The sequence below is a fragment of the Nocardia africana NBRC 100379 genome, assembly GCF_001612635.1.
In the GTDB taxonomy this organism is placed as follows: domain Bacteria; phylum Actinomycetota; class Actinomycetes; order Mycobacteriales; family Mycobacteriaceae; genus Nocardia; species Nocardia africana.
The window spans coordinates 398295-421123 of sequence record NZ_BDAV01000010.1 but is presented as its reverse complement, the minus strand read 5'-3'; the positions used below and the strand labels follow the sequence as shown (position 1 = coordinate 421123).

Genomic DNA, 22829 nt, shown 5'->3' with positions numbered 1-22829 from the left:
TTCGCTAACAATACAGTCCGCTGTTCTTCGCCAGCTGCCTGCGGATCCGTTCGCGCAGGCGCGTGGCGGCGGCGCGGTGCTTGGCCGCGGTGACCCCGTCCCCGCAGGCGGTCGCCAAGTCGGCGAGGATCTCGTCCACCGGATCCAATGGGGTGAAACCGGTTTCGAGGCCCGCGACCGTCCCGGCAGCCGGCAGCAGCCGGCGATAGAGTTCGGCGCAGTCGGCGATGGAACCGAGGGCGATCGCCGCGCGGGCGCGGTGGGCGCGCATCATGACCGGATAGAAATGCTCGTCGATCTCGGGGCCGTGGTGGAACAGGGCCGCGGCTTCGGCACGTTCGCCGGCGTCGAGAAGCGCGACGATGTAGATCTGGGTGAGCATGCCGGGCAGTGCGGCCTCGATTTCGGCGAGGCAGTCCACGGCGAGCGAGAGATCGCGGCGCGCCCAGCCGAGGGGCAACAGCGCGATCAGTGCCGCCTCGTCGCCCTCGGGGAAGCCGGAATCCTTTCCCGCCGAGCTGCATTCGTCGAAATAGCGCGCCGCCCGGCCGAGGTCGCCGCGCAGGATCTCGGTGGCCGCGCGGAAGTATCCGAGGATGGTCGCCAACGGCCGCACCTGTGCCGTGGCCGCGAATTCCAGGGCGAGTGCCGCTTGCCGCCCCGCCTCCGTCAGGTCGACGTTCTGGCAGGCGGTGCGGAAGCGCAAGTAGTGTGCGAGAGCGCGGTATTGGGGCAGATCCGCCGACGTGGCGAGGCGCTCCAGTTCGGCGGCGTGGAGTCCCAGGTCGTCACCCGAATGACCGTCGAGCACCAGGTGAGTCAGCGCATTCAGGGCCATGCACTGCAATTCGGCGTCGCCGGTACCGCGCGCCAGTTTGAGCGCCGCGTAGGCGCGGGTGTGGGCGAGCCGGTGCGCGGCCGGGCTGGATTCGAAGACCGCGGTGATGAGCAGGCGAACCTGGGTCGCGACCGGCTGGTCGCGGGCGGAGGCCACGGCCAGTGCCCGGCGCAGCCGCGGATTGGACCATCTCCAGTCCCGCATCGCCCACACCACCGGGGCGCGCCAGCTGGTCAGCGCGCGGACCACCAGATCCCCGTCGCCCAGTTCGGTGGCCAGCCGCAGCGCCTGCTCCCGGGCGTCGCGGGCCGCGCTGATCCGCCCCGCGTACGCGGAGGCGGTGACCAGTTCGCAATAGGCGTCCACGCAGGCGATCCGATCCGCGGGCGAGGCATCGGCATCCTCGTGCCCGGCCAGCCGCCGCAGTTCGATCACCGTGCGCCACAGCGGCGCCGCGTCCGCGCGCATACCGCGCTCGACACAGTGCCGCGCCGCCGTCGTGATGTAGTCGACCGCGGAATCGGCGGTACTCGCGGTGGCCGCCCGCACCGCGTGATGGGCCAGCACCTCGACCGCCCGGACGTCGTCGGGCCGGCAGCCGCCCAGCAGGGTCAGTACCCCCTGATGCATCCGAGTCCGTCGCAGCTGCGGAATCCCGGCGTAGACGGTGTCGCGGATCAGCGCGTGCGCGAACATGATCCGCCCCGCGGGATCGATGATCACCAGCCGCGCCAGTTCGGCGGCGCCGACGAGTTCCACGATCTCGTCCTCGGTCCGTCCGGTCAGCGCCACCAGGGTCGCCGGTTCCACCCGCTCACCGCAGACGGCGGCGTACTCGAGCACCTCGCGCACCGCATCCGGCATCCGCGCCAGTTGCAGTTCGATCACACCCCGCACACTCGGCGGCAGATCGTGGACGTCACCACCGACGGCCATCGCGGCGGTGAGTTCACGCAGGAACAGCGGATTACCGCCGGTGCGCTCGTGCAACAGCGCGAGCAGATCGGTATCCAGGCCGGACAGCCCGGCGGCCCGCGCGATGGCACACGTCCCGTCCAGATCGACACCGGTGAGCTCGATGTGGGCGGCGGTCGGATCGGCGAGTGCGGCCACCGCGGCCCGCACCGGCGGCGGTGCCTCCACCTCCCGCAGAGTGGCGATGATCAGCAGCGGCTGGTCGTGTAGCCAGGCCACGGCCTGGCGCAGGATCTGCAGGGTGGCCTCGTCGGCGCGGTGCAGATCCTCGAGCACCAGGGCGACCGGGCCGTCGGCGACGGCCTTGCGGCAGCGGTCGGCGATCACCCGGGAGATCTCGAACGCCCCACCGAGAACCGGCCGCGAGGTCAGATCGGCCCCGAATCGCGCGGCGACCTCGGCCCAGACCCACGCTTGCGGCGCCCCGTCCACCTCCGGGCAGCGCCCGGGCGCGACCACCCAGTCGCGGCGGCGCAGTTCGGTGGCCACCGACTCGGCCAGCGCCGATTTGCCGAATCCCGCGCCGCCGCAGATCCACACCACCCGGGCGCCGTGTTCGGCCGCCTCGCAGGCCGCCTCGAGGACGACCTTGCGCTGCACCGGGTATCCGGGTGCCGGCGCACCCTCGGCCCGCTCGCCGGGCTCGGCCGGCGAGTGCGCGATGTCGCGCACCAGGTCGGCACGCACGGCGAGGGGGGCGGTCGGCAGGGTGGACTCGAGCACCGGCACCGCCTGGTTGAGGATGGCGGTCTCCAGTTCCTGGATGCGACGCCCCGGATCCAGTCCCATTTCCCGGGTGAGGAATTCCGCCGTGCGCCGCAGCGTGGCCAGCGCTTCGGTCTGCTGTCCCAGCCGATATTGCGCGAGGGCGAGCAGTCGCACGCTCTCCTCGCGGTCGGGGCGGTCCTCGACGGTGCGCCGCAAGCCGCTGATCACCTCGGTGGTGCGGCCGAGTTCCAGCGCGGCCTGCGCGCGCAATTCACCGGCGGTCAGATAGAGATCGGTCAGCCGCGCCGCCTCGGCCGCCGCCCAGCCGCAATCGGCGAAGCTCTCCAGCGCACGTCCGTTCCAGCAGGCCAGCGCGTTGTCCAGCATGCGGGTGCGGGTGGCCGCCTCGGGGGCATGGGCGCCGCTGCTCACCCGCAGATATTCGTGCAGGAGCGATTCGAACTGCCAGGCGTCGACTTCGGTGTCGCGCAACCGCAGCGCGTAGCCGAGCCCCTCCGACACCACCACCGTCGCCGGCGCGCGGGCGGGGCGGTCGGGTTCGAACACCCGCCGCAGGTTGTGGATGTGCACCTGCAGCACCGAGGTCGCCTTCGGCGGAGGCTCCCCATCCCACAACTCGTCGACCAGCCGATCGGTCGACACCGCGCGGCCCTGCGCGATCACCAAGCGCGCCAGCAGGGCACGGGTGAGCCGGCCCGCGAGGCGGATCGGTGTTCCGTCGAGTGCGATGTGCATCGGCCCGAGGACATGGATGCGCCGATCAGCCATGCCATGCCCCCTGCAACCGTGACATCCCGGACACCTTCCCCATGGCCCGTCCCGTCCATCAGCCGACGGACGGCCATTACGCTGGACATCTGATTTAAAACAGAATCTCTACTAGAAATTTTCGACGCTGTCTGTCGTTAGCTTCATGGTTGCCAAATCGTTATATCCATTCCGTGTGGTAGTTCCGGTGGCCGTGTGTTGTGCATCACGTTCCGGCCGCTCCAGGTTGCGCCACACGTGGTTCGATCCTGAGTGGCGAGGTGAGCGGCTTGTAATGCAATTGTGACTTTTTCCGTGAACTGCTCTTTCGCGGTCGGATGACCATCATCGGCCCGTGCATTTCATCGCAACTTCGGAATTGCTCTCGATATCGGTCCAATTGCTTGCCGCCCGATTCGACCGGAAGTGAACCAGAAGTGGGATGGACGAGGCTGACGTTCACAAACCTGATGGATGGGGAGGTTTCGAATGGTTCGAACGTCACGGATAGCGGTAACGGAATTCGGTGGCGCAGGGCAGGAGAAATCATGAGTCAGAACAGGATCCGTCCCCGGCCCACCGTGCCGGACATCGTGGCCCTCTTTCACGACGACGATCAGGCGGGAGAACTGTTCATGCGGACCGACGAGGTGATCGCGGTGCCGGCAGGTCAATTCGTGGCCATGGCCCGCGCTGTCGCACAACTGGCCGATCATGCCCTGGTCGGCGGCGGAATTCACGCGGACCGCCCGGATGAGGGGACGCTCGGCGCCTTCGCGGATGCGGGCGAGAATTCCGTCACGGAACCGGAGCCGGTCACCCGGGGTCTCTATGTCGACGCCGACGGTGACGTCTGGGAGCACGACGAGCTCGGCTGGCGGTTACTGCTGCAGGCCGGTGTGGTCGTCGACCCGGTTTCGCATTGGGACTGGATCCTCGGACATGTCGGTGAATTCGGCCCGTTCACTTTCGTCGCCGCGAGCTGAGGAATTCACCGCCGGAGTTTTTATCGTCAGTCTGACGATTACAATGCCCGTCATGGGCAGTGGTTTTCGCCTCAATGCAGCGGTCGCGGTCGATTTGGTGGTTCTGACCCTGGGCGCCCGCCACACTGCCAACGACACGCTGTGCGCGCTGCTGGTCCAGCGCCTCTACGCCCCCTATCGCGGACGATGGGCGTTGCCGGGCGGGTTCGTCCGCCCCGAGGAGAGCCTCTCCGCCGCCGCGGTGCGGGAGTTGCGCGAGGAAACCGGAATTCGCGGCGACCGCATGCATCTGGAGCAGCTGGCGACCTACGGTGAACCCGGCCGTGATCCGCGCGGCCGGGTCATCAGCACCGCCTATCTGGCGCTGGCGCCGAATCTGCCTGCGCCGCAGGCGGGTTCGCAGGCTACGGCGGCCGGCATCTGGTCGGTGGAGCAACTGCTCGCCGAGCGCGGGCGCATCGCCTTCGACCATCGCCGCATTCTCACCGACGGCGTCGAGCGGGCCCGCGCCAAACTGGAGTACACGCCGCTGGCCACCGCCTTCTGTGCTCCCGAATTCACGGTGGCCGAACTGCGCCGGGTCTACGAGGTCATGTGGGGCACCGATATCGATCCGCGCAATTTCCACCGCAAGGTCACCACCACACCGGGATTCGTCCTGGCCACCGGCGCCACCACCACCCGCGACGGCGGGCGTCCCGCCAAGCTCTACCGCGCCGGCCCCGCCCAGGTGCTGCACCCGCCGATGTTGCGGCCCAGCTGATTCCGCGTCGTTGCCCCCGCGTGCCCGCGCGGTGGTACACCGGGAGTATGACGGAGGTCACTACCGCAACCCCGAGCGCGCCGACGGTGGCCGGGCGCTCGGCGGAGTTCTGGGGATATCTGATGTGGGGGCTCGCGGGCATCGTCATCGCGGTTCCGGAGTTGGCCGCGGTTTTCGCTCTCGCCGACTGGCCCACGATTTCGGCGACGATCGGCCACCTCGAGGACCGGCATTCGTGGGTGCGGCTCGTGGTCGTCTTCGTGATCGTCGTGCTCGCCTACTACTCGCTACCGCAGCTGGCGATGCCGCCGCGAGAACCGGCCGTGGTCGCGGGCCGGCAGACCACGGCCAACGGCCGGCTCACCCCCGACCCGGATGCCGTGCGCACCGAGGGGATGGGTGGCTATCTGGTGCTGGCGTGCGCGGCGCTGGCCGCCGCGGTCGCGTTCGCCGGGGGAGCCCGCGCGGTCGATCCGGCGACCTTCACCGGCGCCTACGTGCTGTACGGGACCATCGCGGTGATGTGGGTGATCCTGCCGAGCGTGCTGTCGATGTTCTTCGCGCGGGAAGTGCCGTTTCCCACCCTGTTTCGCACCATCGGCTATCTCGAGCATCGCGCGGGATTCGTCGCCGCGCTGCTCCTCGGACTGCTGGCGATCCTGCTCATCCATCTCGCGCTCTACCCGTGGCCGCGCGTGAACAGCTGACGGATCACTCGCGGCGCGGCGCCCCGAACAGCACGACCTCCATCAGGGCCATGACTCGCCGCGGCGGGCACAGGTTTTCGTCGTCGCCGAAGACACGTCCCAGATCGACCACCAGCCCGAACCCGGCCTGCACCAGAATGCGCGCCTGCGCCTCGGACAGTTCCGGCCGCACCGCGACCAGCAATTTCACCCATTCGGCCACGATCAACCGCTGAATATTGCGCAGCACCGTGCGTTCCTCGGGCGGAACGTGACTGAACTCGGCGTAATAGACGAAGGTCAATTCGCGTTCTTCGAACGACCCGGTGACATACAGGTCGATCAGTTTCGACAGTGCCTCGGCGGGAGATGCCGACGAGGCCGTGGCCGGGCCGATCGCGCCCGACACCCGATCCGCCGCCCGCCGGAACGCCGCCGCGAGCAGGTCGCTCTTACTGCGGTAGTACCGGTAGACGGCCGAGGCCGCGGACAGGTCCGCGGCCGTCGCGATATCCTCCACGCTCACATTCGGATAGCCGCGCTGGTGAAACAGCTCGACCGATTTCTTCAGCAGCAGTTCGTGTTTGAACGACTGCGGTATCTCCACCGGCCGCGGCGTGCCCACCGACGGCTCGGCGTCCGGAAGTTCGGCGTCGGCGATCGCCCACGCGGCCGAATTGAGCACGGCGGTAAGCGATTTCACCGGAAGCGTGGCATGGTGGTCGCCGATGCTGCTGACGATGCTGAGCAGGGCAACCGCGCGCACCGGCCGGTCGCCCCGGGGCAGTTCCGGGCGCAATTCGCCGAGCAGGTCGGCGAGGGCGCGGATCGAGGTGCTGAACTGTTCGTCGAGCGTCGCGCGATCGGTGTCGTCGAGATAGCGGCCCTCCCACCGGGCCAGCGTCACGGTCGGGCGATTGGCGATGGTCGCTCCGATCATGGCGTCGAGCACGCCCGCCAGCCGCTGCCGCACCGGAAGGTCCGCGGCCTCGGGAGCCACCGTGGTCGATTCCACCGTCAGCGCGCCGAGGCGCAGCAGTTCCTCCCGGAACAGCGCGTACTTGCTCGGATAGTGCCGGTACAGGGCCGCCGAGGAGATGCCGAGGCGGGAGGCGATATCCTCCATGCTGACCCCGTGGTAGCCCAGCGAGCCGAACGCCGCCGCCGAGGTCGCGGCGATCTGGGCGCGCCGGTTCTTCGGGCGCCGGCGAATCACCCGCTCCTGCGGCTTTGTTGTCGGCTGTTCTGCGGGGCTCGCGGTGCCACGCTCTACGCTCACGGTTCCGGCCTGTCTGTGGTGCGGCGGCACTCCTCGGCACTCATGAATGCCATGGTAGTCACCGGATGATTTCCGGCTCCCCGGTGTTACCGCCGGTTCCGGGAGGCCTCCCGGGTATCGATGCGATGGCGAAGACCGGATGCGAATCGGATATCGGCAATTGTGTCCTATCGCCCCCGGATCGCCGGTCACCGGGGTGTACCGGGCGGGGCGAAAAGCTCTATGTCCCAAGGAAATACCGACCGGATTCATCTTTTCGCGGGGCTGCCGCAGCTTGGGCGAATGACCAGATCGCTTGCTCGTATCGAAATAGCATCGTTTCGACTCTCGTCACTGGCAGCGGGTGCCCGCCGCGCCGTACGCTGCGCTGGCACTCGGCACCGATCCGGCATCCCCGCCGGTCGGGAATTCATCCGACACCGCGGTAGTGAAGGGACTCTCGATGCGCACGCTGGACCTGGAACGGATCATCCGGGCACCCCGCGCCGACGTCTTCGACTGGATCACCGACGCCACCAACTACCAGCGTGTTCCGGCGATCCGGCGGGTCACTCCGGTCCGTCCGGGCAATGTCTCCGAACACGGGGTCGGGGCGGTGCGGCTGCTGGTGACACCGCTGCTGCGGCTGACCGAGGAGGTCGTCGACTACGACCCGCCGCGACTGTTCCGTTATCGCGTGCTGAAATCGCTTCCGCCGCTGCGCCGCCAGGACGGAACCGTGACCTTCGATGACCACCCGGAGGGGACACGGGTGCGCTGGCATTCCCAATTCGAGGTCGCCACACCGCTTTTCGCCGCCGCGTGGACCCTCGCGCTGATCCCCGCCGTCTACCTGGGCGTGAGTATGGTCCTCTCCACCGCCGAAGCCGAACTTCGCCGCGATTAGACCGCCGGTCCTTCGGCTCGGCTCAGCGCCGCCCAGGCCATCTCGCGCAGGATGGGCCGGGCACGCCCGGCCAGCGTGGGGGAGGCGCTGTGCGGTGTCGAGTTGATCAGGCCGAAGGTGGCATGCGCCTTGACCCGCGCGGCGGTCTCGTCCAGCTCCGGGTGCAGGGCGCGCAGCACCCCGACCCAGGTCTCCACGTACTGGCGCTGCAGGCGGCGCACCTGCCGCCGTGCGGATTCGGGCAGGCTTTCCAGGTCCCGGTCCTGAATGCGAATGAGTTCGGGCTCGCCGAGCGCGAAGTCGAGATGGAACTCGATCAATCCGGACAGTGCCGCGCGCGGGGACTCGGCCTGTTCGGCGACCGCCTGCCCGCCCTCGAACAGCCGGGTGCTGATGCCGACCAGCAATTCCACCAGGACGGCTTCCTTGTTGGGGAAGTGCCGGTAGACCGCCGGCCCGCTGATACCGGCCGCCGCGCCGAGGTCGTCGAGCCGCACCCCGGGGAAGCCGCGGTCGGCGATGAGCCGCGCCCCGGCCTCCAGTAATTGCTGCCGCCGCTGCGCCTTGAGTTGCTCCCGGCGTGTGGGAGCGATGGCCTCACTGCTCATCGGGCTCCTCTCCGCGGGTCGGGGGCGTTCGGAGGTCCGGTTTCCGGCACGCCTGGACATTTCAGTTAACGAAGATTATCTTAGTTTCCAGTTATTGGCCACTAACCGAATGGGCAGGATGGCGTGATGACCCTGACGCAGGACGTGCAGGCCGGCAATCGTGCCGCACATCTGGCGCTGCTCGACGAGCTGCGCGCGAAGCTGGCGGCCAGTGCGCTGGGCGGACCCGAACGGGCCCGCGAGCGCCATCTGGCGCGCGGCAAACTGCTGCCGCGCCAGCGGGTGGACCGGCTGCTGGATCCCGGCAGTCCGTTCCTGGAACTGTCGCCGCTGGCGGCCGACGGAATGTACGGCGACGAATGTCCGGGCGCCGGCGTGATCGGTGGTATCGGACGAGTGTCCGGCCGGGAATGCGTGATCGTCGCCAACGACGCGACGGTCAAGGGCGGCACCTATTACCCGATGACGGTGAAGAAACATCTGCGCGCCCAGGAGGTGGCACTGCAGAACCATCTGCCGTGCATCTACCTCGTGGACTCCGGCGGCGCGCATCTGCCGCATCAGGACGAGGTCTTCCCCGACCGCGAACACTTCGGCCGGATCTTCTACAACCAGGCGACCATGAGCGCCAAGGGGATTCCGCAGATCGCGGCGGTCCTCGGGTCCTGCACCGCGGGCGGCGCCTATGTTCCCGCGATGAGCGACGAGGCGGTGATCGTGCGCAATCAGGGCACGATCTTCCTCGGCGGGCCGCCGCTGGTGAAGGCCGCCACCGGCGAGGTGGTCACCGCGGAGGAACTCGGCGGCGGCGAATTGCATTCGCGCACATCGGGCGTCACCGACCATCTGGCCGACAGCGACGAGGACGCGCTGCGCATCGTGCGCCGCATCGTCGGCACCTTCGCGCCGAAGTCGCCGAGTCCGTGGGAGATCACGGCGCCGGTCGACGCGATCGCCCCGCAATCTGAGCTCTACGACGTGGTTCCGGTGGACCTGCGCACCCCCTACGACGTGCACGAGGTGATCGAGCGGATCGTGGACGGCGGGGAATTCCAGGAATTCAAGGCCGAATACGGCCGCACCCTGATCACCGGCTTCGCGCGCATCCACGGCCACCCGGTGGGCATCGTCGCCAACAACGGCGTGCTGTTCGGTGAATCCGCCCAGAAAGGCGCGCATTTCATCGAACTGTGCGACAAGCGCGTCATTCCGCTGGTGTTCCTGCAGAACATCACCGGATTCATGGTCGGGCGCGACTACGAGGCGAGCGGTATCGCCAAACACGGCGCGAAGATGGTGACCGCGGTCGCCTGCGCGCGGGTGCCGAAGCTGACGGTCGTGATCGGCGGTTCGTACGGCGCCGGTAACTATTCGATGTGCGGGCGGGCCTATTCGCCGCGCTTCCTGTGGATGTGGCCGAACGCTCGCATCTCGGTGATGGGCGGTGAGCAGGCCGCCTCGGTGCTGGCCACCGTGCGTGGCGATCAGCTCGGTGATGCCTGGAGCGTCGAGCAGGAGGAACAGTTCAAGGCGCCGATCCGGGACCAGTACGAGCGCCAGGGCAATCCGTACTACTCGACCGCCCGGCTGTGGGACGACGGGGTCATCGATCCCGCCGATACCAGGACCGTGCTCGGCCTGGCCCTGTCGGTCTGCGCGCAGGCGCCCCTCGAACCTGTCTCCTACGGCGTATTCCGGATGTGATCACCATGCTGAACAAATCTCACCCGGTGCCCTTCGACACCGTTCTGGTCGCCAACCGCGGCGAGATCGCCGTGCGCGTGATCCGCACCCTGCGCGCGATGGGCATTCGCTCGGTGGCGGTCTACAGCGACGCCGATGTCGCCGCCCGGCACGTGGCCGAGGCGGATGTCGCGGTGCGGCTGGGCCCGGCCCCGGCGCGGCAGAGCTACCTCGACATCGACCGGGTGGTCGATGCGGCCGTGCGGTCCGGTGCGCAGGCCGTACATCCGGGTTACGGCTTCCTGTCGGAGAATTCGGCCTTCGCCGCGGCGCTGGAGAAGGCCGGCATCGTGTTCCTCGGTCCGCCCGTGCGGGCGATCGAGATCATGGGTGACAAGATCGCGGCCAAGACCGCGGTCGCCGATTTCGGGGTACCGGTCGTGCCCGGTATCGCCCGGCCCGGCCTCACCGATGACGAATTGATCTCGGCCGCAACCGAAATCGGCTATCCCGTGCTGGTCAAGCCGTCGGCCGGCGGTGGCGGCAAGGGGATGCGCCGGGTCGACGATCCCGCCGATCTGCCCGCGGCGTTGGTCAGCGCGCGCCGGGAGGCCGCCGCGGCGTTCGGCGACGACACCCTGTTCCTGGAGCGCTTCGTCGCCACACCGCGGCATATCGAGGTGCAGATCCTCGCCGACCAGTTCGGTAACGTGTTGCACCTGGGCGAGCGGGAATGCAGCCTGCAACGCCGGCATCAGAAGGTCATCGAGGAGGCGCCCTCGCCGCTGCTGGACCCGCAGACGCGGGCCCGGATCGGCGCCGCCGCCTGCAACACCGCGCGCAGCGTCGACTACGTGGGGGCGGGCACCGTCGAATTCATCGTCTCCGCCGACCGGCCGGACGAGTTCTTCTTCATGGAGATGAACACCCGGCTGCAGGTCGAACATCCGGTGACCGAACTGGTGACCGGGGTGGATCTGGTGGAATGCCAGGTACGCGTGGCGGCCGGGCAGAAGATCGTCGCCGAGCAGGACGATATCCAGCTCACCGGGCACGCCGTCGAGGCTCGCGTCTACGCCGAGGATCCCGGCCGCGATTTCCTGCCCACCGGCGGAACCGTGCTGGCACTGGCCGAACCGCAGGGTCCGGGCGTGCGGGTGGATTCCGGGCTGCGCACCGGCAGTGTGATCGGCAGCGACTACGACCCGATGCTGTCGAAGGTGATCGCGCACGGCCCCGATCGCGCGACCGCGATCGCCCGGCTCGATCAGGCACTGGCCGACACCCAGGTGCTCGGCGTGCGGACCAATACCGACTTCCTGCGCTTCCTGCTGGCCGATCCCGATGTGCTGCGCGGTGATCTCGACACCGGCCTGCTGGACCGGCGCGCCGGAGACTTTCGGCCCGCGCCGGTCACCGATGAGCAGTTCGTCGCGGCGGCGGTGGCGCGCTGGCTGCGGGCGTGGCCGGCCGCGCCGCGAGGTCCGTGGGAGATCCCGGACGGCTGGCGCATCGGCACCGCGGCGCCCACGGTGCTGCGGCTCGAAGGCGGCGACCGCGTCGTGCACGTGGCGATCACGGGCACTCCGGCCGACGCGTGGGTGGCCGTCGACGCCGGGCAGCCGCGCTCGCTGACCGCCGCGCTCGACGAGGCGGTGCTGACGATCGACCTCGACGGCATCCGGCTGCGCTACCGGGTCGCCGAACGGGGCGGCCCGATCTGGGTGGCCGGCGCCGACGGTGTCGCGGCGGTGCGCGAGGTGGCCGAACCGAGTCTGCGCGGTGGCGACGACCAGCTCACCGATGCCGAAATCCTCAGCCCCATGCCGGGTTCGGTGATCGCGGTGCACGTGGCGCCGGGCGACGAGGTGGCCGCCGGCACCCCGGTGGTGGTGGTCGAGGCGATGAAGATGGAACACACCCTGACCGCGCCGGTCGCCGGAAAGGTGGAGCTGCTGGTCGCCGCCGGCGACCAGGTGCAGGTCGAACAGGTCCTGGCGCGGATCGCCGCCGAGCCCGTTGCGGACATCAACGAATCGGACACCGAGCAGAAAGAGGCACAGGCATGAGCGATTTCCTGTCCACCGGCACACTGCCGGAGGAGTACCGAGACCTGGCGCTGACCGTCCGCGATTTCGCGAATCAGGTCGTCGCGCCCGTGGCGGCGAAACACGATGCGGCCCATACCTTTCCGTACGAGGTCGTCTCCGGTATGGCGGATATGGGCCTGTTCGGGCTGCCGTTCCCGGAGGAGTACGGCGGCATGGGCGGCGACTACTTCGCGCTGTGCCTGGCGCTCGAGGAGCTCGGCAAGATCGACCAGAGTGTGGCGATCACGCTCGAAGCCGGGGTGTCGCTGGGCGCCATGCCGATCTATCGGTTCGGCAACGAGGAGCAGAAGCAGGAGTGGTTGCCGCAGTTGACCTCCGGGCGTGCGCTCGCGGGTTTCGGTCTCACCGAACCCGGTGCGGGCAGCGATGCCGGCGGCACCCGGACCACCGCCGTGCGCGACGGCGACGACTGGATCATCAACGGCAGCAAGCAGTTCATCACCAACTCGGGCACCGATATCACCCGGCTGGTGACCGTGACCGCGGTGACCGGGGAGTCGGAGGGAAAGAAGGAGATCTCCACCATCCTGGTGCCCACCGACACGCCGGGCTTCGTCGCCGAACCGGCCTACAACAAGGTCGGCTGGCACGCCTCGGACACCCATCCGCTGAGCTTCACCGACGTGCGGGTGCCGCAGTCGAATCTGCTCGGTGAACTCGGCCGCGGCTATGCCAACTTCCTGCGGATCCTGGACGAGGGCCGGATCGCGATCGCCGCGCTGTCGGTGGGCGCGGCGCAGGGCTGTGTCGACGAGAGCGTGCGCTACGCCGGTGAGCGCGAGGCGTTCGGCCGCACCATCGGCCGCAATCAGGCGGTGGCGTTCAAGATCGCGCGGATGGAGGCGCGGGCGCACGCCGCGCGCACCGCGTACTACGACGCGGCGGCCTTGATGCTGGCGGGCAAGCCGTTCAAGAAGCAGGCCGCGATCGCGAAGCTGGTCGCCAGCGAGGCCGCGATGGACAATGCCCGCGATGCCACCCAGATCTTCGGCGGCTACGGCTTCATGAACGAATATGCTGTGGCCCGGCACTACCGCGATTCCAAGATTCTGGAAATCGGCGAGGGCACGACCGAGGTGCAGTTGATGCTGATCGGACGGGAGCTGGGACTGTGAGCGAGCCGATGGAGCCGGTGCGCCGGGTGGTGCAGCGCGGGCTGTGGTTCGAGGAGCTGGAAGTCGGTGTGCTGTACGAACATCGGCCCGGGCGCACCATCACCGAAGCGGACAACGTCGCGTTCACCACGCAGACGATGAACACCCAGGCGCTGCATCTGGACGCGGCCTTCGCCGACGGTCTGCCGCCGTTCAACCAGCGCCTGGTCAATTCCATGCTCACGCTGTCGACGCTGGTCGGCTTGTCGGTGGCGCAACTGACGCAGGGCACCATCGTGGGCAATCTGGGCTTCTCGGAGGTCGCCTTCCCGAAGCCGATGTTCCACGGTGACACCCTCTACGCCGAAACGCTGGTGACCGCCAAGCGTGAGTCGAAAAGCCGTCCGGGCGAGGGGATCGCGACCTTCGCGCACACCGGGCGCAACCAGCACGGCGATGTGGTGGCCACCGCGGTCCGCAAAACCCTGATGCGGATGCGTCCGGACGGCGAGTAGGAGAGCGGATGGACTGGGAACTCCCGGGGCCGGCCTGGCTGTTCTGCCCCGCCGACCGGGGCGAACGCTACCAGAAGGCCGCCGCCGCGGCCGATGTCGTGATCATCGATCTGGAAGACGGCGTCGCGGCCGGGGACAAGGAGGCCGCGCGCGAGGTGCTGATGGCCACGCCGCTCGATCCGGAGCGCACGGTGGTCCGGATCAACGCGGCCGCCACGCACGATTTCGACGCCGACCTGACCGCGCTGGCCTCGACCTCCTATCGGCGCGTCATGCTGCCGAAATGTGAATCGGCGCAACAACTCTCGCTGCTGTCGGACTACGAGGTGCTCGCGCTGTTCGAATCGCCGCTGGGCGCCCTGCGTACCGAAGAGGTCATGGCCGCGCCGAATGCGATCGCCTCGATGGCCGGGGCGGAGGATCTGGTCGCCGGGCTCGGCGGCAATTCCAGCCGCCGCGCCGACGGTGGTTATCGCGATGTGGCACGTCAGCTGCGCTCGACCGCCTTGCTGGCGGCGAAGGCGTACGGCAAGATCGCGCTGGACTCGGTGTATCTCGACATCGCCGACCTCGACGGGTTGCGCGCGGAATCCGAGGAGGCGGTGGCGGTCGGCTACGACGTCAAGGTCGCCATCCATCCGAAGCAACTCCCGGTGATCCGGGCCGCCTACGTGCCCGCGGACGAGGAAGTGGACTGGGCCCGCCGGCTGCTGGCGGAGGTGCCCGACAATCGCGGTGTGTTCAGTTTCGAGGGACGCATGGTGGACGGCCCGGTGATCCGGCACGCCGAGCGCATTCTGCAACGTGCCGGGGCCCGGTAGACCTAGGAGAGTCATGACGCAACCACAGTGGGAGCCCGATGCCGGGGACGTGGAAACGGCGCGGGTCACCGACTTCGCCCGATTCGTCGGGGCCCGGACCGGACGAGAATTCGACGACTATCGCTCGCTGTGGGAATGGTCGATCACCGATCTGCCCGGGTTCTGGGGCGCGCTGTGGGAGTACTTCGAACTCGGCGACGCGCCGGCCACGGTGCTGGCGAGTGCCGAAATGCCCGGCGCGCAATGGTTTCCGGGGCAGCTGCTGAACTACGTCGATCAGATAGTCCGCCATGCCCGCACCGACCGGCCCGCGATCGTCTACGCGGGCGAACAGGGCGGCCTGACCGAAATCTCCTGGGCGGAACTGCTGGGCCGCACCGCCTCCTTCGCGGCGACGCTGCGCGAACTCGGAGTGGGACTCGGCGATCGGGTCGTCGGCTATCTGCCCAATATTCCCGAGGCCGTGATCGCCTTCCTCGGTGCGGCAAGTATCGGCGCGGTGTGGAGTGCCTGCGGGCAGGACTATTCGGCCAGGGCGGCGCTCGATCGGCTGGGGCAGTTGGAGCCGTCCGTGCTGGTCACCGCCGACGGTTACTACTTCGGCGGGAAACAGCACGACAAACGTGACGATATCGCCACCCTGCGGGCCGGACTGCCGACCGTTCGCGCCACCGTCGTGGTGCCGCGTCTCGGCGGCGCGGTGCCCGACGCCCTGGACTGGAATGCGGTCGCCCCGCCCGAAGGCGCCGAATTGTCCACCGAGCCTGTCGGTTTCGCGCATCCGCTGTGGATCCTGTTCTCCTCCGGTACCACGGGGCTGCCGAAGGGGATCGTGCACGGCCACGGCGGCGTCCTGCTCGAACATCTGAAAGCCGCTGCGCTGCAATCGGATATCGGCCGCGGCGACGTCTTCTTCTGGTACACCAGCCCCAGCTGGATGATGTGGAACTTCCAGGTCGCCGGCCTGCTGGTGGGTGCGACGATCGTCTGTTACGACGGCAGTCCGACCTATCCGCACGCCGATTCGCTGTTCGACCTGGCCGCGCGCACCGGCACCACCGTGCTCGGCACCAGCCCGGGTTACGTCCTCGCCTGCATCAAGGCCGGTGCGGTGCCGCGACGCGACCACGATCTCTCGGCGCTGCGCACGGTCGGTATCACCGGGTCGTCGCTGCCGCCGTCGTCGGCACTGTGGTTGCGCGACAACGTCGGTGAGCGGGTGCAGGTGAACTCGATCAGCGGCGGCACCGATGTGGTGTCCGCCTTCATCGGCGGGGCGCGCACGGTGCCGGTGTGGCCGGGCGAGCTGTCGGTGCCGTTCCTCGGCGCCGCGGTGGATGCCTGGGACGAATCGGGCCGGCCGGTGCGCGGCGAGGTCGGGGAGTTGGTGATCACCGCCCCGATGCCCTCGATGCCGGTGTCGTTCTGGAACGATCCCGATGGAAGCCGGTACCGCGCAGCGTATTTCGAGATGTTTCCCGGTGTCTGGCGGCACGGTGACTGGATCACCGTCACCGACCACGGCAGCATCGTCGTGCACGGCCGCTCCGATTCGACATTGAACCGGCACGGCATCCGGATGGGCTCGGCCGATATCTACCAAGCGGTGGAACAACTTCCGGAGATCGCCGAGGCCCTGGTGATCGGCGCCGAACAGCCCGACGGCGGTTACTGGATGCCGCTGTTCGTCACCCTCGCCCCGGGCGCCGAACTGACCGACGAGCTGAAACAGCGGATCAACGCGACGATCCGCACCGAGGTCTCGCCGCGCCACGTCCCCGACGAGATCATCGCCGCCCCGGGCATTCCGCACACCCGCACCGGCAAGAAGCTCGAGGTGCCGATCAAGAAGCTGTTCCAGGGCGCCGAGGTGGACCGGATCGTCGAGCGCAGTGCGGTCGACAACCCGGACCTGCTGGGTTGGTACGCGGCGGTGCAGGTTCCGGCGGCACGGAAGTAGCAGCCGCGAGGTGGTCACGCTGCCAAGCTCGAGGATCCCTCCACCGACAACCGGCCGTCGACCATGCGGTACACCGCGTTCATGCGATGCAGGTGGGTGCGGTCGTGGGTCACCAGCAGGGTGGCGGCGGCGTGGGTGTGCACGACCTCGAGGATCAGGTCGATGACGGCCGCCCCGCGCTCCTGGTCGAGGGCGCTGGTGGGCTCGTCGACGACCAGCAGCGCGGGGTCGTGCATGAGAGCGCGGGCGATGTTCACGCGCTGCCGTTGACCGCCGGACAGCTGTGCCGGGCGCTTCTTCTCGTGACCGCGCAGGCCGACGGCCTCGAGAAGATCCATGGCCTTGTCCCGGGTCCGGTGTCGCAGGCGCGGTGAGACGACGGCGTGGCCACCGAGGTGGCGCATCACCTCGAGTTGCTCGACCGCGGTCAGAGCGGGAATGAGGTTGGGCTGCTGGAAGACGATCCCGATGCGTTCCCGGCGCAGGGTGGTGGCCTCGCGCCGGGACGCGCGGGCGAGATCGACGCTGCCGTCGTCGGTGTCGAGCAGAATCCGGCCAGAATCCGGGCGTACCAGCGTCGAAACCGTCGCCAGCAGACTCGATTTGCCCGATCCCGACGGGCCCGTGATGGCCGCGATCTCGCCGCCGCGCACGGTCAGCGACACCCGGTCGAGGGCGGTGATGCGGCCGGCGCCGTCGGGGAAGGTGAGGGTGAGGTCGGAGACGGTCAGCGTGGTGGTCATCGAAAGCTCCTGTGCGGTAATCGAATCAACGAGACTGGTTGAGTGCGGTGAGCGGGTCGGTGGTGGCGAGGAAGCGCAGGGCGAACACCGCGCCGAGCAGACCGAGCCCGATGAGGGCGAGCGCGGGCACCACGGTCGTGGCCGCGCTGAGCACGAACGGCACGGCCCCGCCGATGAACGCCCCGGCCAGTGCGGTCACCCCGACACCGACCCCGACGCCCAGAAGAAGCACGATCAGCGCCTGCCCCAGGGCGTCGCGCACCAGCGCGGTCGTGGTGGCGCCCAGCGCTTTCAGCGTCGCGATATCGGGTGTGCGCTGGATGGTCCAGACGGTGAAGAAGGCACCGATCACCAGGGCGGAGATCACGAACAGCATCACGGTCATCAGCGTGAGCGAACCGTTCTCGGCTCGATACGACCCGATCGCCTGCAATGCGCCGTCGACGCTCGTCGTGCGGGTGTGCGCGGCGCTGTTCACCGCATCGGTATCGGGCACCCCGGAGGTGACCAGAATGGTGGCCGCCCCGCCGCGCGGATCGAGCTGCTGCCAATCGGACAGCGTCGTCCAGACCACCGGGGTGTGCGCGTACCAGTCGTCGTCGCCGATCGCCGCGACCGTGAAGGTGCGGGCGCCGATCGACACGCGATCACCGGCGCCGGCCGAAAGGTCCTCGGCCGCGGCCTTGCTCAGCACAACGGTGCCGGGGACGGTAGCCATCTCGTTGCCGAACGACATGCCGTCGACGCCGAATATCGCCACCTGGGCCGGTGCGGATCCCTCCCGGACGGCTTGGCTGCGGCTGATGCCGACCGGATCGACGGTGCCGCCGGCTCGCTGCCAGCGCCCGACCTGGTCGCCGGTCAGCGCCGAGGAATCGAACGACGGGTCGGCGCCGGTATCGGCGAACACGACGCTGCCGCCGGACAACCGCTCGAGAGCGGAAATATTCTGATGCGCCAGACCGGCCGTGAGTCCGCTCAGAAAACTCACGAGCAGGGCCACCATGGTGACCACCAGGGTGATGAGCAGGAATCGGCCGCGGGCGGCCCGCAGATCTCGCAGTGCGACGAACATATCTCCACCTTCGCGGTGAATCCGCCGGTGGACATCGCCTGCGCGGACACTTCGCGCCCGCCCGACGGTGGGGTGCCGATTCCACCTTTCGATGGATGCCGCCGCGGTAACCGCGCATAAGCTGGCAGCGTGCACCGCTCTCCGCTCACCCCTGTCTTCGCCGCACTGCAGGTCGGACTGCATGTGTTGATGACGGCGCTGGTGGTCGTGGTGATGGTGCGGGCGGCCGTGCCCGGCGATGACGGCCCCCGGCCCACCGTCGCGGTGATCGTGCTGGCGGCGCTGTTCCTGCTCCTCTATTTCGCGGGTGGGCTGCTGCGCGGGCGTCCGGTCGCGGCGCGGGTGTGGCTGGGCGGGCTCACGGTGCTGTGGCTGGCGTTGATCGTGCTGGTTCCGGAGGCCGTCTACCTGGTGTTCGGGCTGTTCTTCCTCTATCTGCATCTGCTGCCGCGACTGTGGGGGCTGGCCGCGGTCGTCGCCGCCACGATCGTCTCGGTGGTCGGCTGGGGATTACACGAGGGATGGACGGTCCCCGGAATCGCCGGGCCGGTCCTGGGGGCGATCGTCGCGATCGCGATCGGCCTGGGCTATCGGGCGCTGTTCCGGGAGGCGGCCGACCGTCAGCAGTTGATCGACGAATTGCTCTCCACCCGAGCCACTCTCGCCGAACGGGAACGCACCGCCGGCAAACTCGCCGAACGGGAACGGCTCGCACAGGAGATCCACGACACCGTCGCCCAGGGACTGTCGAGCATCCAGATGCTGCTGCATGCCGCCGAACGTGACGCCCCGGATCATCCCGCGCTACAACAGATCCGGCTCGCCCGCGAGACCGCCGCGGACAATCTGATCGAGACCCGGCAGTTGATCGGCGACCTCACTCCGGCGGTGCTCGAGGGGCAGTCGCTGAGTGAGGCGCTCGAACGGATCGCCCGGCGCGCCGAGGGCCCCGGGCTGAGCGCCCGCACCGTGGTCGAGGGGACGCCGATGCGGCTGCCGATGCCCGTCGAGGCCGCGCTGGTGCGGGTGGCGCAGGGCGCGGTGTCGAACGTGGTCCGGCACGCTGGCGCCGACCGGATGCGGATCACGCTCACCTACGGTGACGACGCCGTCCATCTCGATGTGGTCGACGACGGTGTCGGTATCGATCCGGCGGTCTTCGGTGGCGGCACCTTCGGACTCCATGCCATGCGCAGCCGCGTCGAACAGCAGGGCGGTGTCATGGACGTCGAATCCGAGCCGGGGCATACCGCCGTGACCGTGTCGTTTCCGCTGCACGACTCGGAAACGGCTGCCGCCGAGCTCATCTCGCGGGAGGACCTGCCGTGATCCGTTTGCTGCTGGCCGACGACCACGCCATCGTGCGCGCCGGATTGCGGGCCCTGCTGGATTCCGGCGAGGACATCACGGTGGCCGGGGAGGCCGCCACCGCCGAGGAGGCCGTGGCCTTCTGCGCCACGACCCACGTCGATCTGGTGCTGATGGACCTGCGCTTCGGTCCCGGCAGATCCGGGGTGGACGCGACCCTGGCCCTGCGCGACCTGCCCGATCCGCCGAACGTCCTGGTCGTGACCAACTACGACACCGACGCCGATATCCTCGGCGCCATCGAGGCGGGGGCCTGCGGCTACATCCTCAAGGACACCCCGCCACCCGAACTTCTCGCGGCCGTGCGCGCGGCGGCGGCGGGGGAGAGCGTGCTCTCGCCCTCGGTCGCCTCCAAGCTGATGACCCGGGTCCGCAAACCCGACACCACCCTGAGCGCGCGCGAGATCGAGGTGCTGCGCCTGGTCGCGGACGGCCATTCCAACCGGGACATCGGCAAACGCCTGTTCCTCAGCGAGACGACGGTGAAATCCCATCTGGTGCACATCTATTCGAAGCTGGGAGTGAAATCCCGGACATCGGCGGTGGCCCGGGCCCGCGAGCGCGGGGCCATCTGACCTGCGCAGAACTCGCCGATCGCGGTGGCGTCGGTCGCGGCCGCGTTCCCCGGCGCGTGTCGGGGCCCGCGCTCGCCCCGCCTCTTCCTAGGGTGTGCTCATGGCTTCCATCACCGATCCCGAAGTGCGGGAATTCCTCGCCGCCGGAACTCGTACCGGCAAATTGGCGCTCGTCGCGTCCGACGGGCGCCCGATCGTCAATCCGGTGTGGTTCATCCTCGACGGCGACGACCTGGTCTTCAACACCGGCAAGACCACGGCCAAGGGCAAGGCACTGGCTCGCGACCCCCGCGTCGCGCTCTGCGTGGACCTGGACGAACCGCCGTACGCCTACTTCCAGGTGCAGGGCGTCGCCACCCTCTCCGAGGACCCCGCCGAACTCCTGCGCACCGCCACCGCCATCGCCGCGCGGTACATGGGCCCGGACCGCGCCGAGGAGTTCGGCAAGCGCAACGCCGTCCCCGGCGAGCTGGTCGTGCGGGTACGCCCGGACAAGATCCTCGGTGGGCTGAATATGACCGGCTAGCCGTCGGGCAGAGCTCAGCGGCGCCGGGCATACTCGGCGGCCGCGGCCCAGTCGACCAGGACGCAGGCTTGCTCACCCACGGTCCAGGCGTCGTGGCCGGGCGGGCACTGCATGAAATCTCCCGGGCCGACCTCGCACTCGGTGCCGTCGTCCATCCGGATGTGCATCCGCCCCGAAATGCAGTAGCCGATATGGGAGGCCTGGCAGCTGTCGGTTCCGGCGATCGGTTTGACGTGCGTGGACCAGCGCCAGCCCGGCTCGAAGACGGCCCGGCCGACCGCGCCCGAGGGTGCGTGCACGACCTCGAGACGCCCGCTGCCGGATTCGAATTCCCGTGTCTCGTCGGCCGTATCGAAGTTCTTCACCAACAGGGACGTATCCGGCGTCCCCATATCGTCCTCACGCACCAGGTCCAGATTGCGGAAGACCGCCGGCTCGTCGCACAGCGCGGCGAGGGTCTCGGCGAAGCCGGTCGTCTCGGGCAGCGCGGAATTCGCCATGGCCTGCTCGTAGGAGGGGAATTCCACGATCTGCAGATAGGTGTCCGGATGGTCGCGGTCCCTGGTCTCCATGCTGTGCGTCGCCGAACGCGATCCCTCGGTAGCCGTCAGCCACCGGTCCAGCGTGCGATTGAACTCGTCGAGCTGCGAGGTCTTGAACTCGATGGTCTGAACGAATTTCGTCATCGTGGTCACCTTCGAAGTTGTGGACGACCCCGGGCATGATTTTACGCCGCGCGGCACCGGGCGGAGCCGGTGAACCGAGCCGGGACGAGGGTCGCCGGAGCCGTTTCCGGGCTGCTGAGGACCGCCGCCGGGCAGTGCGGCTGTGCATGAAAAGCACTGCGCTGCAACGTATCCTCCGCTTCCGTCATTCCGGCTCACCGAAGAACTCGGGTACGTGGACGAAGGGGAAGCGACCGGAACGTTCCGGACCACGTGGCCCTGCCCGCTCACCGTCGAGCTCGAGCGGTCGGGCTGAACTCTCCGGGATCGGCCGGGCACCTAGACTCCGGGCATGACCGTGCATTTCATCGGAGCGGGCCCCGGAGCGGCGGATCTACTCACGCTGCGGGCGGTGGCGCTGTTGCGGGAATCTCCGGTGTGCCTGTATGCCGGGACGTATCTGGATCCCGAGGTGCTGGCGCAGTGCGCGCCGGAAGCGGAGTTGATCGATACCCAGGGGCTGGATCTGGACGAGATCGTCGCGCACTGTGCGCGGGCCGACGCCGACGGGAAGGATGTGGCTCGGCTGTGTTCGGGGGATCCGTCGATCTATTCGGCGCTGACCGAGCAGACCCGGCGGCTCGATGGGCTGGGCATCTCGTGGGATGTGACGCCCGGAGTGCCGGCGTATGCGGCGGCGGCCGCGGCTCTGGGCAGTGAGCTGACCGTGCCGGAGGTGGTGCAGTCGGTGGTGCTGACGCGGACGCAGGCGCGCTCGACCGCGATGCCCGAGTCCGAGGCACTGGGAAATTTCGCGCGGACCCGGGCCAGTCTGGTGCTGCATCTGGCGATCACGCGGATTCGGGAGCTGGCCGCGGAGCTGGCGCAGGAGTACGGCGCCGACTGTCCGGCCGTGGTGGTCTACCGGGCCAGTCAGCCCCAGCAGCGAATCCTGCGCGGGACTCTCGCCGATATCGCCGGCCAGGTCGAGGCCGCCGGACTGCGGCAGGCCGCGGTGGTCCTGGTCGGGCGGGCCCTCGCTCCGGCGCTCGACTGCGCGCAGTCGCATCTGTACGACCCCGGACGGGAGCGGCACCCGGCGTCCGGGCCCGGTGCGTGACCACCTCTCGCACCGCGATTTCGGTCACTCGGGACCTGTGATTCACAGCAGTTTCGCAGGGCGGGATCGAACGTCG

20 protein-coding genes are annotated in these 22829 nt (G+C 68.8%); 14 read left to right on the top strand and 6 right to left on the bottom strand.

Annotation, left to right across the window (positions count from 1 at the left end; translation table 11 throughout):
- Positions 1 to 4: 4 nt before the first annotated feature.
- Positions 5 to 3310 (bottom strand): ATP-binding protein, encoded by a 3306-nt coding sequence (locus tag NA3_RS18755; protein WP_063917574.1) that lies wholly within the window; start codon positions 3308 to 3310, stop codon positions 5 to 7.
- 527 nt (positions 3311 to 3837) lie between these two features.
- Here NA3_RS18755 and NA3_RS18750 point away from each other — a divergent pair.
- Genes NA3_RS18750 through NA3_RS18740 form a run of 3 tightly spaced genes read left to right on the top strand, consistent with a single transcriptional unit; the run spans position 3838 to position 5745 of the window.
- The gene (locus tag NA3_RS18750) at positions 3838 to 4275 is read left to right on the top strand and encodes a hypothetical protein (protein ID WP_062964896.1); all 438 of its coding nucleotides are present in this window, start codon (positions 3838 to 3840) and stop codon (positions 4273 to 4275) included.
- A gap of 52 nt (positions 4276 to 4327) precedes the next feature.
- Positions 4328 to 5038, top strand: a complete 711-nt coding sequence (locus NA3_RS18745) for an NUDIX hydrolase (RefSeq protein ID WP_062965000.1) — start codon at positions 4328 to 4330, stop codon at positions 5036 to 5038.
- 47 nt (positions 5039 to 5085) lie between these two features.
- On the top strand, positions 5086 to 5745 hold the full coding sequence (locus NA3_RS18740; protein WP_128145590.1) for a hypothetical protein: 660 nt from the start codon (positions 5086 to 5088) through the stop codon (positions 5743 to 5745).
- Between the two features lie 4 nt (positions 5746 to 5749).
- Here NA3_RS18740 and NA3_RS18735 read toward each other — a convergent pair whose 3' ends face one another.
- A complete protein-coding gene (locus NA3_RS18735; protein WP_062964999.1) occupies positions 5750 to 7003 on the bottom strand; it encodes a TetR/AcrR family transcriptional regulator in 1254 nt (417 codons plus the stop codon).
- A 442-nt stretch (positions 7004 to 7445) separates the two neighbouring features.
- On the opposite strand from NA3_RS18735, the gene NA3_RS18730 reads away from it, so the two are divergent.
- On the top strand, positions 7446 to 7889 hold the full coding sequence (locus tag NA3_RS18730; protein ID WP_039780979.1) for an SRPBCC family protein: 444 nt from the start codon (positions 7446 to 7448) through the stop codon (positions 7887 to 7889).
- On the opposite strand, the gene NA3_RS18725 is transcribed toward NA3_RS18730, so the two are convergent.
- Positions 7886 to 8497 carry an SACE_7040 family transcriptional regulator gene (locus tag NA3_RS18725; RefSeq protein ID WP_062964894.1) on the bottom strand — a complete coding sequence of 204 codons (612 nt, stop codon included), beginning with the start codon at positions 8495 to 8497 and terminating at the stop codon, positions 7886 to 7888. The genes NA3_RS18730 and NA3_RS18725 overlap by 4 nt on opposite strands.
- A gap of 126 nt (positions 8498 to 8623) precedes the next feature.
- On the opposite strand from NA3_RS18725, the gene NA3_RS18720 reads away from it, so the two are divergent.
- Genes NA3_RS18720 through NA3_RS18695 form a run of 6 tightly spaced genes read left to right on the top strand, consistent with a single transcriptional unit; the run spans position 8624 to position 16681 of the window.
- Positions 8624 to 10201: a carboxyl transferase domain-containing protein gene (locus NA3_RS18720; RefSeq protein ID WP_062964893.1), complete on the top strand. Its 1578-nt coding sequence runs from the start codon at positions 8624 to 8626 to the stop codon at positions 10199 to 10201.
- A 5-nt stretch (positions 10202 to 10206) separates the two neighbouring features.
- A complete protein-coding gene (locus NA3_RS18715; protein WP_062964997.1) occupies positions 10207 to 12249 on the top strand; it encodes an acetyl-CoA carboxylase biotin carboxylase subunit in 2043 nt (680 codons plus the stop codon).
- Positions 12246 to 13406 carry an acyl-CoA dehydrogenase family protein gene (locus NA3_RS18710; RefSeq protein WP_062964892.1) on the top strand — a complete coding sequence of 387 codons (1161 nt, stop codon included), beginning with the start codon at positions 12246 to 12248 and terminating at the stop codon, positions 13404 to 13406. Before NA3_RS18715 ends, NA3_RS18710 begins: the two co-directional genes overlap by 4 nt.
- An 8-nt stretch (positions 13407 to 13414) precedes the next feature.
- The gene (locus NA3_RS18705) at positions 13415 to 13900 is read left to right on the top strand and encodes a MaoC family dehydratase (RefSeq protein ID WP_062964998.1); all 486 of its coding nucleotides are present in this window, start codon (positions 13415 to 13417) and stop codon (positions 13898 to 13900) included.
- A gap of 8 nt (positions 13901 to 13908) precedes the next feature.
- On the top strand, positions 13909 to 14721 hold the full coding sequence (locus tag NA3_RS18700) for an HpcH/HpaI aldolase/citrate lyase family protein (protein WP_062964891.1): 813 nt from the start codon (positions 13909 to 13911) through the stop codon (positions 14719 to 14721).
- Positions 14722 to 14734: 13 nt separating this feature from the next.
- A complete protein-coding gene (locus NA3_RS18695) occupies positions 14735 to 16681 on the top strand; it encodes an acetoacetate--CoA ligase (protein ID WP_062964890.1) in 1947 nt (648 codons plus the stop codon).
- Between the two features lie 14 nt (positions 16682 to 16695).
- Here the strand turns inward: NA3_RS18695 and NA3_RS18690 are convergent, their stop codons facing one another.
- Both NA3_RS18690 and NA3_RS18685 read right to left on the bottom strand, forming a co-directional pair.
- The gene (locus NA3_RS18690; protein WP_062964889.1) at positions 16696 to 17424 is read right to left on the bottom strand and encodes an ABC transporter ATP-binding protein; all 729 of its coding nucleotides are present in this window, start codon (positions 17422 to 17424) and stop codon (positions 16696 to 16698) included.
- A 25-nt stretch (positions 17425 to 17449) separates the two neighbouring features.
- Positions 17450 to 18499: an ABC transporter permease gene (locus tag NA3_RS18685; RefSeq protein WP_062964888.1), complete on the bottom strand. Its 1050-nt coding sequence runs from the start codon at positions 18497 to 18499 to the stop codon at positions 17450 to 17452.
- Positions 18500 to 18628: 129 nt separating this feature from the next.
- On the opposite strand from NA3_RS18685, the gene NA3_RS18680 reads away from it, so the two are divergent.
- The 3 genes from NA3_RS18680 to NA3_RS18670 all read left to right on the top strand — a co-directional run bounded on the left by NA3_RS18680 (position 18629) and on the right by NA3_RS18670 (position 20968).
- Positions 18629 to 19828: a sensor histidine kinase gene (locus tag NA3_RS18680; protein ID WP_062964887.1), complete on the top strand. Its 1200-nt coding sequence runs from the start codon at positions 18629 to 18631 to the stop codon at positions 19826 to 19828.
- Entirely contained in the window at positions 19825 to 20442 is a 618-nt protein-coding gene (locus NA3_RS18675; protein ID WP_062964886.1) for a response regulator transcription factor, read from the top strand. Before NA3_RS18680 ends, NA3_RS18675 begins: the two co-directional genes overlap by 4 nt.
- A 100-nt stretch (positions 20443 to 20542) precedes the next feature.
- Positions 20543 to 20968 carry a PPOX class F420-dependent oxidoreductase gene (locus NA3_RS18670; protein ID WP_062964996.1) on the top strand — a complete coding sequence of 142 codons (426 nt, stop codon included), beginning with the start codon at positions 20543 to 20545 and terminating at the stop codon, positions 20966 to 20968.
- A 14-nt stretch (positions 20969 to 20982) separates the two neighbouring features.
- Here NA3_RS18670 and NA3_RS38680 read toward each other — a convergent pair whose 3' ends face one another.
- Entirely contained in the window at positions 20983 to 21654 is a 672-nt protein-coding gene (locus tag NA3_RS38680; protein WP_227995572.1) for a cupin domain-containing protein, read from the bottom strand.
- Between the two features lie 331 nt (positions 21655 to 21985).
- On the opposite strand from NA3_RS38680, the gene cobM reads away from it, so the two are divergent.
- Positions 21986 to 22753 carry a precorrin-4 C(11)-methyltransferase gene (cobM, locus tag NA3_RS18660; RefSeq protein WP_062964885.1) on the top strand — a complete coding sequence of 256 codons (768 nt, stop codon included), beginning with the start codon at positions 21986 to 21988 and terminating at the stop codon, positions 22751 to 22753.
- Positions 22754 to 22829 lie beyond the last annotated feature (76 nt).

Coding starts and splice junctions, on each gene's coding strand:
- NA3_RS18690 (WP_062964889.1), bottom strand. CDS start 17,424: ATGACCACCACGCTGACCGTCTCCGACCTCACCCTCACCTTCCCCGAC.
- NA3_RS18745 (WP_062965000.1), top strand. CDS start 4,328: ATGGGCAGTGGTTTTCGCCTCAATGCAGCGGTCGCGGTCGATTTGGTG.
- NA3_RS18720 (WP_062964893.1), top strand. CDS start 8,624: ATGACCCTGACGCAGGACGTGCAGGCCGGCAATCGTGCCGCACATCTG.
- cobM (WP_062964885.1), top strand. CDS start 21,986: ATGACCGTGCATTTCATCGGAGCGGGCCCCGGAGCGGCGGATCTACTC.
- NA3_RS18755 (WP_063917574.1), bottom strand. CDS start 3,310: ATGGCTGATCGGCGCATCCATGTCCTCGGGCCGATGCACATCGCACTC.
- NA3_RS18725 (WP_062964894.1), bottom strand. CDS start 8,497: ATGAGCAGTGAGGCCATCGCTCCCACACGCCGGGAGCAACTCAAGGCG.
- NA3_RS18695 (WP_062964890.1), top strand. CDS start 14,735: ATGACGCAACCACAGTGGGAGCCCGATGCCGGGGACGTGGAAACGGCG.
- NA3_RS18730 (WP_039780979.1), top strand. CDS start 7,446: ATGCGCACGCTGGACCTGGAACGGATCATCCGGGCACCCCGCGCCGAC.
- NA3_RS38680 (WP_227995572.1), bottom strand. CDS start 21,654: ATGACGAAATTCGTTCAGACCATCGAGTTCAAGACCTCGCAGCTCGAC.
- NA3_RS18705 (WP_062964998.1), top strand. CDS start 13,415: ATGGAGCCGGTGCGCCGGGTGGTGCAGCGCGGGCTGTGGTTCGAGGAG.
- NA3_RS18715 (WP_062964997.1), top strand. CDS start 10,207: ATGCTGAACAAATCTCACCCGGTGCCCTTCGACACCGTTCTGGTCGCC.
- NA3_RS18700 (WP_062964891.1), top strand. CDS start 13,909: ATGGACTGGGAACTCCCGGGGCCGGCCTGGCTGTTCTGCCCCGCCGAC.
- NA3_RS18710 (WP_062964892.1), top strand. CDS start 12,246: ATGAGCGATTTCCTGTCCACCGGCACACTGCCGGAGGAGTACCGAGAC.
- NA3_RS18685 (WP_062964888.1), bottom strand. CDS start 18,499: ATGTTCGTCGCACTGCGAGATCTGCGGGCCGCCCGCGGCCGATTCCTG.
- NA3_RS18740 (WP_128145590.1), top strand. CDS start 5,086: ATGACGGAGGTCACTACCGCAACCCCGAGCGCGCCGACGGTGGCCGGG.
- NA3_RS18670 (WP_062964996.1), top strand. CDS start 20,543: ATGGCTTCCATCACCGATCCCGAAGTGCGGGAATTCCTCGCCGCCGGA.
- NA3_RS18750 (WP_062964896.1), top strand. CDS start 3,838: ATGAGTCAGAACAGGATCCGTCCCCGGCCCACCGTGCCGGACATCGTG.